This window comes from Aquimarina rhodophyticola, from assembly GCF_042434915.1.
Lineage (GTDB): Bacteria > Bacteroidota > Bacteroidia > Flavobacteriales > Flavobacteriaceae > Aquimarina.
Genome location: NZ_CP170198.1, coordinates 3,319,441 through 3,333,033, shown reverse-complemented (window position 1 = coordinate 3,333,033; position 13,593 = coordinate 3,319,441). Strand labels below are relative to the sequence as shown.

Annotated in this window: 14 protein-coding genes; 6 read left to right on the top strand and 8 right to left on the bottom strand. The window is 34.2% G+C overall.

Annotated features, from left to right (window positions below):
• Positions 1-129 precede the first annotated feature (129 nt).
• Entirely contained in the window at positions 130-591 is a 462-nt protein-coding gene (locus tag ACE939_RS14460) for a YHS domain-containing (seleno)protein (protein WP_378186314.1), read from the top strand.
• Between the two features lie 103 nt (positions 592-694).
• Here the strand turns inward: ACE939_RS14460 and tyrS are convergent, their stop codons facing one another.
• On the bottom strand, positions 695-1,990 hold the full coding sequence (gene tyrS / locus ACE939_RS14455; RefSeq protein WP_378186313.1) for a tyrosine--tRNA ligase: 1,296 nt from the start codon (positions 1,988-1,990) through the stop codon (positions 695-697).
• Between the two features lie 111 nt (positions 1,991-2,101).
• Here tyrS and ACE939_RS14450 point away from each other — a divergent pair, with 111 nt between their 5' ends.
• Positions 2,102-3,109: an NAD-dependent epimerase/dehydratase family protein gene (locus ACE939_RS14450; protein WP_378186312.1), complete on the top strand. Its 1,008-nt coding sequence runs from the start codon at positions 2,102-2,104 to the stop codon at positions 3,107-3,109.
• Here the strand turns inward: ACE939_RS14450 and ACE939_RS14445 are convergent.
• The 3 genes from ACE939_RS14445 to ACE939_RS14435 are packed head-to-tail and all read right to left on the bottom strand — an operon-like array spanning position 3,087 to position 5,703.
• On the bottom strand, positions 3,087-3,593 hold the full coding sequence (locus ACE939_RS14445) for a DUF4296 domain-containing protein (protein WP_378186311.1): 507 nt from the start codon (positions 3,591-3,593) through the stop codon (positions 3,087-3,089). The genes ACE939_RS14450 and ACE939_RS14445 overlap by 23 nt on opposite strands.
• A 26-nt stretch (positions 3,594-3,619) precedes the next feature.
• The gene (locus ACE939_RS14440; RefSeq protein WP_378186310.1) at positions 3,620-4,969 is read right to left on the bottom strand and encodes a dihydroorotase; all 1,350 of its coding nucleotides are present in this window, start codon (positions 4,967-4,969) and stop codon (positions 3,620-3,622) included.
• Between the two features lie 2 nt (positions 4,970-4,971).
• The gene (locus ACE939_RS14435) at positions 4,972-5,703 is read right to left on the bottom strand and encodes a polyprenol monophosphomannose synthase (protein WP_378186309.1); all 732 of its coding nucleotides are present in this window, start codon (positions 5,701-5,703) and stop codon (positions 4,972-4,974) included.
• A gap of 164 nt (positions 5,704-5,867) precedes the next feature.
• Between ACE939_RS14435 and ACE939_RS14430 the strand changes: the two genes are divergently transcribed.
• Together ACE939_RS14430 and ACE939_RS14425 are read left to right on the top strand one after the other, a co-directional pair.
• Positions 5,868-6,524 (top strand): DUF4271 domain-containing protein, encoded by a 657-nt coding sequence (locus ACE939_RS14430; RefSeq protein ID WP_378186308.1) that lies wholly within the window; start codon positions 5,868-5,870, stop codon positions 6,522-6,524.
• Positions 6,525-6,550: 26 nt separating this feature from the next.
• Positions 6,551-7,297, top strand: a complete 747-nt coding sequence (locus ACE939_RS14425) for a uroporphyrinogen-III synthase (protein WP_378186307.1) — start codon at positions 6,551-6,553, stop codon at positions 7,295-7,297.
• Between the two features lie 79 nt (positions 7,298-7,376).
• Here ACE939_RS14425 and pckA read toward each other — a convergent pair whose 3' ends face one another.
• Together pckA and ACE939_RS14415 are read right to left on the bottom strand one after the other, a co-directional pair.
• Complete coding sequence (pckA, locus tag ACE939_RS14420) at positions 7,377-8,933, bottom strand: phosphoenolpyruvate carboxykinase (ATP) (RefSeq protein ID WP_378186306.1); 1,557 nt, start codon at positions 8,931-8,933, stop codon at positions 7,377-7,379.
• Between the two features lie 52 nt (positions 8,934-8,985).
• Positions 8,986-9,384: a DUF423 domain-containing protein gene (locus ACE939_RS14415; protein WP_378186305.1), complete on the bottom strand. Its 399-nt coding sequence runs from the start codon at positions 9,382-9,384 to the stop codon at positions 8,986-8,988.
• A 148-nt stretch (positions 9,385-9,532) separates the two neighbouring features.
• On the opposite strand from ACE939_RS14415, the gene ACE939_RS14410 reads away from it, so the two are divergent.
• Both ACE939_RS14410 and ACE939_RS14405 read left to right on the top strand, forming a co-directional pair.
• Complete coding sequence (locus ACE939_RS14410; protein WP_378186304.1) at positions 9,533-10,903, top strand: saccharopine dehydrogenase family protein; 1,371 nt, start codon at positions 9,533-9,535, stop codon at positions 10,901-10,903.
• Between the two features lie 140 nt (positions 10,904-11,043).
• Positions 11,044-11,514 (top strand): Lrp/AsnC ligand binding domain-containing protein, encoded by a 471-nt coding sequence (locus ACE939_RS14405; RefSeq protein ID WP_378186303.1) that lies wholly within the window; start codon positions 11,044-11,046, stop codon positions 11,512-11,514.
• Between the two features lie 87 nt (positions 11,515-11,601).
• Here the strand turns inward: ACE939_RS14405 and ACE939_RS14400 are convergent, their stop codons facing one another.
• Positions 11,602-12,297, bottom strand: a complete 696-nt coding sequence (locus ACE939_RS14400; RefSeq protein WP_378186301.1) for a zinc metallopeptidase — start codon at positions 12,295-12,297, stop codon at positions 11,602-11,604.
• Between the two features lie 109 nt (positions 12,298-12,406).
• The gene (gene ald / locus ACE939_RS14395) at positions 12,407-13,522 is read right to left on the bottom strand and encodes an alanine dehydrogenase (protein WP_378186300.1); all 1,116 of its coding nucleotides are present in this window, start codon (positions 13,520-13,522) and stop codon (positions 12,407-12,409) included.
• Between the last annotated feature and the right edge of the window lie 71 nt (positions 13,523-13,593).

Genomic DNA, 13,593 nt, shown 5'->3' with positions numbered 1-13,593 from the left:
CTCTCAAATAAAGAAAAAATTAACGTAATCAAGTCTTAATAACAAGTTGTTACTAAGTCTTAACATTGCAATTATTCTTGTAAGGCATAGCGACTTATAACGACTTCATTAGTATCCAACCCTTGCTATATGAAAATGAAGTTTGTTATAAGTTGTCTAATATTTCTATGTATTGAAGCAAATGCTCAACATACGTTACTAAATACAGCTAATGGGTATGTAGTAAAAGGCTATGATGTTGTAGCATATTTTAAGGGTACAGCTTCAAAAGGTGTCAAATCGATTAAAACCTCTTATAAGGGTGGATTATACAGTTTTATCGATGAAGAAAACAAAAACACTTTTGAACAAAATCCAGAAAAATACGTTCCCCAATATGGAGGCTACTGTGCGTATGCAATTGCAACTTCATCAAAAAAAGTGGATATCAATCCTAAAACTTTTGAAATTCGAGACGATAAACTTTATCTTTTTTATAATGCTTGGGGTGTAAACACACATAAAAAATGGAAAAAAGAAAATATAGAGTCACAAATCAAAGATGCAGATACCAATTGGCGTATAATGCGTCAAGAATATATACATCAGTAATTTATTTTACTGATAAGGAAGATTATGTTTTTTAAATAATTGGTTAGTTAGTTAACAAGGTCCACCTCGTATTAAAACTTGTGGACCTTGTTTTTTGCAAATACTACAGAATTCTTATTATAAAATAATTCTTTTTACCTCTTTGTAATAAAATGAATTGATCATTAATTAAATCTTCAGTCGATAGGGTATATGTATCTTTAACCTTTTCTCTATTCACCGCAATTGAATTTTCTTTGAGAGCGCGACGTGCTTCACCATTTGATTTTAAAAATCCGGTTTTTTCAGCTAGCGCGGCAATAATATCGATCCCAGAAATAATATCGCTCATTGGTATCTCTGTTTGCGGAACGCCTTCAAAAACATCTAAAAATGTAGCTGCATTTAATTGTTTCAAATCATGAGATGTTGATTTACCAAAAAGAATACTCGAAGCTTTTATAGCATTATCAAGATCTTCTTTAGAGTGCACCATTATAGTAATCTCTTCGGCTAGTTTTTTCTGCAAAGCTCTTTCATGCGGGGCTTCTCTATGTCCCTGTACTAATACTTCAATTTCCTCTTTAGTTAAAAACGTAAAGATTTTTATATATTTCTCAGCATCCTCATCGCTCGTATTGAGCCAGTACTGATAAAATTTATAAGGTGACGTTCTAGCTGCATCTAACCATATGTTACCACCTTCGGTTTTACCAAATTTTGTTCCGTCTGCTTTGGTGATCAAAGGACAGGTCAAGGCATACCCTTTACCCGATCCGATACGTCGTATTAACTCTGTACCAGTAGTTATATTTCCCCATTGATCACTCCCGCCCATTTGAAGCGTACAATTATTAGATCTATATAGGTGTAAAAAATCATATCCTTGTACTAATTGATATGTAAACTCGGTAAAAGACATTCCTTCTGCAGCTTCAGAAGACAAACGTTTTTTTACAGAATCCTTAGCCATCATATAGTTTACAGTTATATGCTTACCAACATCCCTAATAAAATCCAAGAAAGAAAAATCTTTCATCCAATCATAATTATTAACGAGAACCGCTGCATTTTCTGAATCACTTTCAAAATCCAAAAAGCGTGATAATTGCTCTCTCAATGCATTTTGATTGTGTCGTAATGTTTTTTCATCCAAAAGATTACGCTCTGCAGATTTACCTGACGGGTCACCTATCATACCAGTAGCACCTCCAACCAAAGCAAATGGCTTATGACCTGCCAATTGAAAATGGCGTAACATCATTACACCTACCAAATGACCTATATGAAGAGAATCTGCCGTGGGATCTATCCCTACGTATGCACCTCTCATGCCCTCGAGCAAATGTTCTTCGGTTCCTGGCATTACATCGTGAAGCATGCCTCTCCAAGTAATCTCTTCAATAAAATTTTTAGTCATTAGTATAATTTTAAAATACGATCAACAAAGATAAAAATCTGAATAAAATTCTACCACCAATACACAATAAATCCTAATTATGTTTACTTTAGTCTACATTTAAATTTTACTATGATATTGGTTACTGGAGCTACTGGTTTGGTGGGCGCACATTTATTATTTAAACTTGTTCAAAATGGCAAATCAGTTCGTGCCCTCTACCGATCTGAAGATAAAAAACAACATGTCCAAAAAATGTTCTTTAATCTATTTGGAAATAGATCAAATAAGCTTTTAGAAAAAATTGAATGGCAACGAGCTACAATAAATGATATTCCTGCGTTATCTGCTGCTTTTATTGGTATTACCGAGGTGTACCACTGCGCCGCTATTATTAGTTTCAATCCTGCGTTAGACAAACAGCTACGCAAAGTGAATATTGAAGGTACTGCAAATATTGTCAATTTATCCATTCTCAATAAAGTTCGTAAAATTTGTTATGTTAGCTCCATAGCAGCATTAGGTGAACCCAAAGGAAAATCTAAAATAAACGAAGCCTCTGAGTGGAATCCAGAATCAAATCATTCGATATATGCTATTACAAAATATGGTGGTGAGATGGAGGTTTGGAGAGGGACTCAAGAAGGTTTGAGAGCTATTATAGTTAATCCAGGTATTATTATAGGCCCTGGATTTTTTAATTCTGGTAGTGGGTTTCTTTTTAAGAAAATTTACAAAGGGCTTCGGTTTTATACTCCCGGTATAACAGGGTATGTGTCGGTACACGATGTGACTAATGTTATGTTTGAACTTATGGAGAGTCAACATACAAACGAACGTTACGTTTTGGTCTCAGAAAACCTAAGTTTTAAACACATTTTTACCCTAATAGCAAATAGCTTACACGTAAAACCTCCAACAACACCAGTAGCTCCTTTTGCTATGAAACTAGCAGCACAACTTCAATGGTTAGGATATAAGCTTTTTGGCATATCCCCAACTATTTATAACGCTTCGGTCCAAAGTGCATTTTCGACTTCACTGTATGAGAATACTAAAGTCAAAAAAGTTATAAAATTTGAGTTCACCCCTATTAAAAAGGCTGTAGAAGAAACTGCTAAGGCTTTCTTGAAGGGTTAGTTTTGTTCTTTTTTTGAAGCTTTTTTGATAGCGAACCTTTCAAATTCTTTTCAAGACGTTGTAAGGAATCGTTTCTCTTTAATTCTTGAATTGAATCGGTCAATTTCTGAATAGAATCTTCACTTTTTTTCAAAATTTCATATTTAGACCTTGAGCTATCTATATTTGCTCTAACCCTAGAAAAGATATCCTTGTAAACCTTTATTTTACTCAGATACCAAGCATTATTTTGCGCAAATATAACACTGTCAATTTGATATTTTTTAAAGATAAAGCCTTCTGGATCTATATTATGTTCATTTAAAATAGAGCGATGCGAAGATTTTGCTGCTTTGATAAACGCTATATCGGTCAAAATTTTGACCATTTGATCTTCATTGAGTATTACTGAAGGCTTATCGATAGTCTCAACACTGTCACACCCTATGATTCCTACAAAAATAACAACAACTATCAATCCTATAAATATTCCTTTAATACCCATGCATTTGTCATTTTTCAAAAATAATACTATGCAGAACGATTAAATGTCAAACGCGACGCATTCTTTACATCGTAAAATTTAAAATTCTTATATACCAAACTTCCATTAACAAAGGTATGGGTAATTCTTGATTTAAAAGTAGTACCTTCAAATGGAGACCATCCACATTTGTAAGCTATGTTTTCGCTATTTACAGTCCAAGGAGCATTGAGATCAACCAATACCGCATCAGCAAAGTAACCTTCTTTGATATATCCACGTTTTTCGATTTCAAACAAAATTGCCGGATTATGGCACATTTTTTCTACTATTTTCTCCAATTCAATTTTACCTTCATGATAAAATTCTAACATTGCAGGAAGTGCATGTTGTACTAATGGTCCACCAGATGGGGCTTTTGTATATACATTTTCTTTCTCCTCTTTGGTATGTGGGGCGTGATCTGTTGCTATTACATCGAGTTTATCATCTAGCAAAGCTTGAAAAAGTGCTGCTCGATCCTTTTCCTTTTTAACCGCTGGATTCCATTTGATAAAAGTTCCCTTATCATGATAATCTTTATCATTAAACCATAAATGATGAATACAAACCTCTGCAGTAATTTTCTTTTCTTTTAATGGAATTGTATTATCAAAGAGCTCAAGTTCTTTTGCCGTAGAAAGATGAAAAACGTGAAGACGTGCACCCGTTTTTTTGGCTAAAGCAACAGCTTTTGATGAAGACAGATAACAAGCTTCTTCACTTCTAATTATTGGATGAAAATTAATCGGTATATCATCTCCATATCGCTCTTTATAAATAGCGGTGTTTTTTTGGATAGTTGCTTCATCTTCGCAATGTACCGCAATTAATAAATTTGTTGAAGAAAATATTTTTTCTAATACCTCTGGATTGTCAACCAACATGTTTCCTGTCGAGGATCCCAAAAACAGTTTTAAAGCTGCCACTTTTGAAGCATCTAATTTTTTGATTTCTTCAAGATTGTCGTTAGTTCCACCAAACATAAATGAATAGTTTGCATAACTAGATGTAGCTGCTATCGCAAATTTTTCTTCCAACTTTTCAACTGTAGTCGTCTGCGGATTGGTGTTAGGCATTTCAATAAAAGAAGTTATACCTCCCGCAACTGCCGCACGTGACTCTGTCTCAATAGTAGCTTTATGTGTTAAACCTGGTTCTCTAAAATGCACTTGATCATCAATCACACCAGGTAATAAATACTTGTTCTCACCATCAAAAACTTGAACATCTGGAGATTTGGCACTAATATTTGGTGCTATTTCTTTAAATAGTCCATTCTCAATATAAACATCACTATTTATAATTTTACCTTCATTAACAATATTTACATTTTTTATAAGTACACTGTTGCTCATGATTATATCTCGTAACGGTTAAATAAACTTTTAATTTTCATTGTTAAAACACCAAAAATTGCTTCAGAAATAATGCCTTTACTCATTTTTGAAGTTCCCTTTGTGCGATCCGTAAAAATTACTGGAACTTCTTTAATCTTATATTTTAAGAGGTACGCCTTAAACTTCATTTCAATTTGAAAAGCATACCCTACAAATTGAATTTTATTTAAATTAATATTTTCTAGAACTTCTCTACGATAACAAATAAAACCGGCTGTGGTATCATGAATGTTCATACCTGTGATCAGACGAACGTATCTTGAAGCTAACCATGATAACAATACCCTACTCATTGGCCAATTAACTACGTTCACACCTGTAACATAGCGAGATCCAATGACTACACTTGATGAACCCTTTGCACAAGCATTGTATAGTCGAATCAGGTCGTTGGGGTTATGTGAAAAATCAGCGTCCATCTCAAAAATGAATTGATATGTTCGCTGCAACGCCCACTCAAAGCCAACAATATAAGCTGTACCTAAACCTAATTTGCCATGACGTACTTCTATAAACAATTGGTCTTCATACTCTCTCTGCAATTTACGAACCAAATCTGCAGTTCCGTCGGGAGAATTATCATCAACAATTAGTATATGAAACTTGCGTTGCAAAGAAAACACATTGCGAACAATACGTTCGATATTTTCAATTTCGTTAAAGGTTGGTATAATTACCAAGGCATCAACCATGAAAGCTATTTTTCACGCAAATATAACCAAATAATCACAAGATCTTTAAAGGTTTTACCTCACTAATTTAAAGAATCATCGCATTTGTATACCCGTCAATTTTTATATAGTTAATATTTTTACATGTTATCATTAAATACTATTTTTAACCCGATTCATCGATTATGCAAAGTCTTACCAGAGAAATACTATCAAATGATTGGATAACCATTTTACTAATTGCCAACTTGGCTTTATTAGCATTGGCAAAGATGTTTAATAGTTATCATTTCTCTAATTTCTTACTGCTATTTAATACCAATAAATATATTTTGATGCATCAAAAGCATACAAATTTATCCACCGCTTTTACAATAGCAATAACATGTATGCAGTGTCTCGTTTTTTCAATGCTTATTTATTTTATATCGATAACCTTTGGATGGCAGATTAATCCCTATCAGCCCTATCAATATCTTCAGATTTTGATAGCATACTCTACCATCTTAATATCTAAAATTCTTATCGAAAAAATTATCGGAATTGTTTTTAATATAGATACAGTAATAAATAGCTATATTTTTCACAAACTTACATATCGCAATTTTCTAGCAGTACTTTTACTTCCATTACTATTTTTATTTTCGTACACCATAACCCTGAATCCAACTACAACCTATCTTATCATTGGTGTACTTGCACTATTGCAAGTGATTACTTTAATTTCATTTTATAAAAAAAATGAAAACCTCATTTTCAATCACTTGTTTTATTTTATTTTGTATCTTTGCGCACTTGAATTCGGACCTTATTTTATACTGTATAAGCTGTTTATAAAATAAGTTAGGACGTCACAAAATAACTATATATGAAAGTGAAAACGATTTTGGTCTCACAACCAGAGCCTAAAGTAGAGAATTCACCTTATTTTGAGTTGGAAGACAGAGAAAAGGTGAAAATAGATTTTATACCGTTTATTCACGTAGAAGGAGTTGATGCAAAAGAAGTAAGACAACAAAAGGTAGATTTATCAAAGTACACGGCGATAATTCTAACCAGTCGTAACTCGGTCGATCATTTTTTTAGAATTGCCGAAGAAATGCGATTCAAGGTGCCTGATAGCCTTAAATATTTTTGCCAAAGTGAAGCGGTTGCGTATTACCTTCAGAAATATGTAGTCTATCGTAAACGCAAAATCTACGTAGGAAAACGAACTTTTCAAGAATTATCTCCATTTATCAAAAAATATAAGGGGGAAAAATTTTTATTACCAACTTCTGATCAACTAAAACCTGAAATACCTGAAACTTTAGATAGTTTGAAAATTGAATGGAAACAGGCTGTTTTTTATAAAACTGTGGTAAGTGATTTATCAGATTTGCGAGAAGTTTTTTACGATATTTTAGTATTTTTTAGTCCATCTGGGATTAAATCACTTTTTGAAAATTTTCCAGATTTTAAGCAAAATGATACAAGAATTGCGGTATTTGGAAACTCGACAGTTAAAGCAGCAGAGGAGCATGGTTTGGTTGTTAATATTCAAGCCCCGACACCAGAGACTCCGTCTATGACGATGGCTTTACAAAAATATATCAAACTTGCTAATAAAAAGTAAAAATCAAAATTTAGTATACATAAAAAAGGGATCGATTTGTATAAATCGATCCCTTTTTGATACGTAGTAGTTAATAAAACTACTCAAATTTTTTGAAGTTATCTTTAAAAGAATTCACCAACTCTTGTGCTTTTTCATCGTACTTCTCTTTATCAGACCAAGTATTTCTCGGATTTAATATTTCTGAGGGTACATTAGGGCATTCTTCTGGTATAGACAAATCAAAATGACGATCTTTTTGAAAAGCAACCTCGGCAAGCTCACCATTTAATGCTGCATTGATCATGGCACGTGTATATTTCAATTTCATACGACTCCCCGTTCCATAAGATCCACCTGTCCAACCAGTATTGATTAACCATACGTTAGCACCAGTTTTTTCAATCTTCTCCATAAGCATATCACCGTACTCTTTTGGGTGTAGTGGCATAAATGGAGCTCCAAAACATGCCGAGAAGCTTGGCTTAGGCTCATTAATACCTGCCTCAGTTCCTGCAACTTTTGCCGTGTATCCGCTAATAAAGTGGTAAGACGCTTGTTCTTTTGTTAACTTAGAAATAGGAGGCAGTACACCAAAAGCATCAGCTGTAAGAAAGAAAATGTTGGTAACTGTTTTCCCACGACTGGGTACTTTTATATTTTCAATATGATGAATTGGATAACTAACTCTGGTATTTTGTGTAATACTAGTATCTGCATAATCTACCTCCCCAGTATCTTTTAGGATAACATTTTCTAATAACGCTCCCTTTTTTATAGCTCCATAAATTTCGGGTTCATTTTCTGCAGATAAGTCGATTACTTTTGCATAGCAACCCCCTTCAAAATTAAAAACTGTATTTTCTTCGGTCCATGCGTGCTCATCATCACCTATAAGTCTACGATCGGGATCGGTAGACAAAGTTGTTTTACCAGTTCCCGATAACCCAAAGAAAAGTGATGTATTACCATCTGCTCCTTCGTTGGCAGAACAGTGCATTGGTAGGCAGTTACGTTCTACTGGAAGAATAAAGTTTAAAGCAGAAAATATACCTTTTTTAATTTCTCCCGTATAACCAGTACCTCCAATTAGTGCTATTTTCTTTGAAAAATTAAGAATGGCAAAATTATGCTGACGCGTTCCATCTACAGATGGGTCTGCCATAAAACCAGGAGCGTTAATGATAACCCAATCTGGTTCAAAAGTGGCAAGTTCTTTTTCATCTGGTCTTAAAAACATATTGTAAGCAAACATATTTGACCATGGATACTCGTTTATGACTCGTATATTTAACTTGTATTCGGGATCAGCACAAGCATAGCTATCTCGTACAAAAACTTCTTTGTCTGACAAATAAGATGTTACTTTGTCATATAATGCATCAAAAGCATTTGGCTCAAAGGGAATATTGATAGCTCCCCACCAAACTTTATCAGATGTAATTTGATCCTTTACAATAAAACGATCCATCGGTGAGCGTCCTGTGAATTCTCCAGTAGTAATGGCGAGTGCGCCAGATTTAGTTATTTTTCCTTGACCTTTGTCCAACACTTCCTTCTCCAACTGTTCTGGTGATAATTGGTAGCGCATTTTGGCATTGTTAATACCGTAATTCTTTAACGAAAACGTTTTCGCAGTTGGATACAGTGATTCCATAAAAATTTGTTGTGTTTGTTATGTGGGTACAAAATTATAAATATTTCTGGCACTATCCGTTAAAATTTTGCCTAATCTTAAGTAGTGAAATTATAAGCAAAATCCAGGAGATAATTAACAACAAACCTCCCAAGGGGGTAATAAAACCAATAGCTGACAGATCTACGTTAAATAAGCTATCAATCACTAAAAGATAAATAGACCCAGAAAATAAAATAATTCCACTTAATAAAAAGTTAAAAATTCTACTTTGCCACATACTTCCAATTTGATTAAAAACACCCAAAAATAGACAAAATAGAGCATGATACATTTGGTAGGTCACACCCGTCGAAAAAGACGCTACTTCACTATCTGAAACAAATTTCTTTAAACCATGGGCTCCAAAAGCACCCAAGACAATAGCAGAGAGACCCAAAAAGGCACCAGTAATCAAAATCTTTCGGTTCATTTAATTAAAAAATTAATTTGATTATAAAACATCCATTACTTTGAAAAGTTTACATTTTTAGCTTCAAAAAAGCGTTAATTTCAAAGATAAAACTTATAATTTTTAGCATAATTACTACATTCGTATTTCAGATTTCAAATATTGATCCATGCGTAAAATACTCATAATAGGAGCTGGTAAATCTACTGCTGTTCTAATAAAATACCTACAAGATAAATCAGTTTCTGAAAAACTACACATTACAATAGGAGATATATCGATCGGTAATGCTCATAAGTTAGTGAAAAATCACGAAAATACAAGAGCCATTACTCTCGACGTTTTTAATCCTTCCTCTCGTAAAGATGCTATTCAGAAAGCAGATATTGTAGTATCTATGTTACCCGCTCGGTTTCATATCGAGGTAGCCAAAGATTGTTTAGAGCTTGGCAAATCTATGGTGACCGCTTCTTATGTAAGTGAAGAAATGAAGGCTTTAGATCAAAAAGTGAAAGACAAAGGCTTGATCTTTATGAACGAAATTGGTGTGGATCCAGGAGTCGATCATATGAGTGCAATGAAAGTTATTGATGAGATCAGAGAACAAGGAGGTAAAATTATTCTTTTTGAATCATTCACTGGAGGTTTAGTTGCCCCGCAGAGTGATACGAATCTCTGGAATTATAAGTTTACTTGGAATCCTAGAAATGTAGTAGTTGCTGGTCAAGGTGGGGCTGCAGAATTTTTACAAGAGGGTGCCTATAAGTACATCCCTTATCACAAACTTTTTAGAAGAACCGAATTTCTTGAGATTGATGGTTATGGCCGTTTTGAGGCCTATGCTAATCGTAATTCTTTAGCATATAAAGAGGTCTACGGCTTAAATGATGTCTTAACTCTATATAGAGGTACTATGCGACGTGTTGGTTTTTCAAAGGCTTGGAATATTTTTGTGCAATTAGGAATGACTGCTGATGACTATATTCTAGCAAATTCTGAACATATGAGTTATCGAGATTTTATAAACTCGTTTTTGGCATACTCTCCAACAGATTCTGTAGAACTCAAATTACGACATTATTTAAAAATTGATCAAGATGATCTAATGTGGGACAAGCTTTTAGACTTGGATATTTTTAATCCCGAAAAAAAAGTTGGTATCCCCAAGGCGACACCAGCACAGATTTTACAAAAGATATTGATGGATCGTTGGACTCTTGATGAAGGCGATAAAGACATGATTGTTATGTATCATAAATTTGGGTATGAACTGGATGGTGAGCGTAAACAAATTGATGCTACCATGGTTTGTATTGGAGAAGATCAAACGTACACGGCCATGGCCAAAACTGTTGGATTACCAGTTGCAATGGCTACTCTAAGAATATTAAACAATGAAATCACCACCCCTGGCGTACAAATACCTATACGAAAAGAAATATACGAACCGATACTTAAAGAGCTAGAAGCTTACGGAATTGTGTTTAAAGAAAAAGAGAGAGAATACTTAGGCTACAATCCAGATGTAGTTATTGGCTAACAAAAACTGTCCTTTTTTGTTACTTATATTATCAACTTTATACAATAGACACCTATTCGATAGAGATTAATTCTTTTCTTTAAGCCAATAACTTTGCATTTAATACTTATACGTTTACTAACTAATCGCACTATTTAAACATGAAATCTCACGATGGCACCATTACAATTGACGGAATTGATAAAGAAATCCTTCGAAGTTTAATGGAGGATGCTCGTAAACCCATTCTTGAAATTGGAAGAAAAATAGGAATCTCGGGGGCAGCAATTCACCAACGTCTTAAAAAACTAGAAGCCTCTGGTTTAATTGCAGGTTCAAAATTTATTATAGACCCCAAAGTATTAGGCTACAAAACTATGGCTTTTGTCGGGGTTTTTCTGGACAAAGCTGTGAGCAATCCTACAGCGGTTAGACAACTTAAAGAAATTCCTGAAGTGATAGAATGCCACTATACAACAGGAAATTGGTCGATTTTTCTTAAAATATTATGTAAAGATAATGAACACCTAATGACTGTACTTAACAAAAATATTCAGGCTATCGAGGGGGTGTCGAGAACAGAAACTTTTATATCCTTAAATCAACAAATAGATCGTCAAATAAAAATATGAAAAACGGTATAAAAAAATAAAAGATGACCATTGATAATCATCTTTTGTATATATATTTTTTTGAAAAAACTATAAGCTATCTCCTGCCTAGTCTCTTCGGTTTCCTAGAAAAATAGAAATAAAATAGAGCAATGTTGCCAAAGATCCAATAGCTGCAACCACGTAAGTTCGAGCAGCCCATTTTAATGCGTCTTTTGCGGCGTCATGCTCAGACTTATTTAACATATCTGTCTGTTCTAGCCATGCTAATGCTCGATTACTAGCATCGTACTCTACTGGCAAAGTAATAAAAGCAAATACTGTTGTGGCAGCAAACAAAATAATTCCGACCAAAAAAATAGTATTACCTAGTAACGATCCAGTAGCAGATAGCACCAAACCTCCCATAATTACAAAATTGGAAAGTTTGCTGGCAATTCCCACCACAGGTACAATTTTGGAACGTAAAGTAAGCCAACTGTATGCAGTTGCATGTTGAACCGCATGGCCACATTCGTGAGCAGCGACTGCAGCTGCTGCAGCATTGCGTTGACTATACACTCCTTCACTCAAATTTACAGTCTTATTTGTTGGATTATAATGATCTGTAAGCATTCCTGCAGTCGAGATTACCTTTACATCGGTAATTCCATTATCGTGTAACATTTTTGTAGCAATCTCTGCTCCACTCATACCATTTTGTAAATACACATTAGAGTATTTTTTAAATTTACTCTTCAATTTACTACTAACCCATGAGCTTGCCAGAAAAATTAAACCTGCAATTATATAATATCCTATCATTGACTTTTTTTTAAGTAAAGTTAATCAAAAAGATAAAAGCAAAAACCTCGCCAATTTTGACGAGGTTTTTAAAATTATAAATATCTTAATAAGCCGAAGCTTTTAATATTTAATTCAAATAGGAATCTACATCATGTAATGGTAAATCAAATGCTTCCGAAATTGCAGGATACACTACATCTCCATTAATAACATTAAGTCCTTTTTTTAATGGCAGATTCTCTGTACAGGCTTTTTTCCAACCTTTATTAGCTAATTGAACTGCATAAGGTAAAGTCACATTTGTTAATGCCAAAGTTGAGGTATATGGTACAGCACCTGGCATATTTGCCACAGAGTAATGCACAACATCATCAATAATATATACTGGATCTTGATGGGTGGTTGGTCGGGTAGTTTCAAAACATCCACCTTGATCAACAGCTACATCTACTAATACTGTTCCTGGTCTCATATCCTTTAACATATCTCTGGTTATTAATTTTGGAGCTTTTGCCCCAGGAATTAAAACTCCACCAATAATAAGATCAGCAGTAGCAAGATGCTTACGAATATTATACTCATTTGAAAACTCAGTTTTCACATTAGCAGGCATCACATCATCCAAGTATCGTAGACGTTTCATACTTATATCAAGAATCGTTACATCTGCACCCATTCCTGCTGCCATTTTTGCAGCTTGTGTTCCTACTACACCTCCTCCAAGCACTATCACTTTGGCAGGTGCAACACCAGGAACGCCACCTAATAAAATACCAATTCCTTTAAGGGGCTTCTCTAAGTATTTAGCTCCTTGCTGTATTGACATACGTCCTGCTACCTCACTCATAGGTGTTAATAAAGGTAAACTACGATCTGCTTCTTCTACCGTTTCATAAGATACACATACCGATTTACTTTTGATCATAGCCCCTGTAAGCGACTCACTCGAAGCAAAATGAAAATATGTAAATACCAATTGATCTTCCTTTATCAAATTGTATTCTTGTTCTATGGGTTCCTTTACCTTAATAATCATCTGTGCAGTGTGATACACATCCTCAATCGTTGGTAAAATCATAGCTCCGGCATCTATATACGCCTCATCGGTAAATCCGCTTTGTACACCTGCAGTATGTTGTATAAAAACAGTATGTCCATTGCGCACGAGCTCCATGGTTCCTGCAGGTGTTAAACCTACACGATTTTCGTTGTTTTTGATCTCTTTTGGAACACCAATTATCATATTCTTAAATTTTTGTCGAAAATATATGTTTTATCGAAATAAAACAATAAAGATGAACCAAAAAATAATTT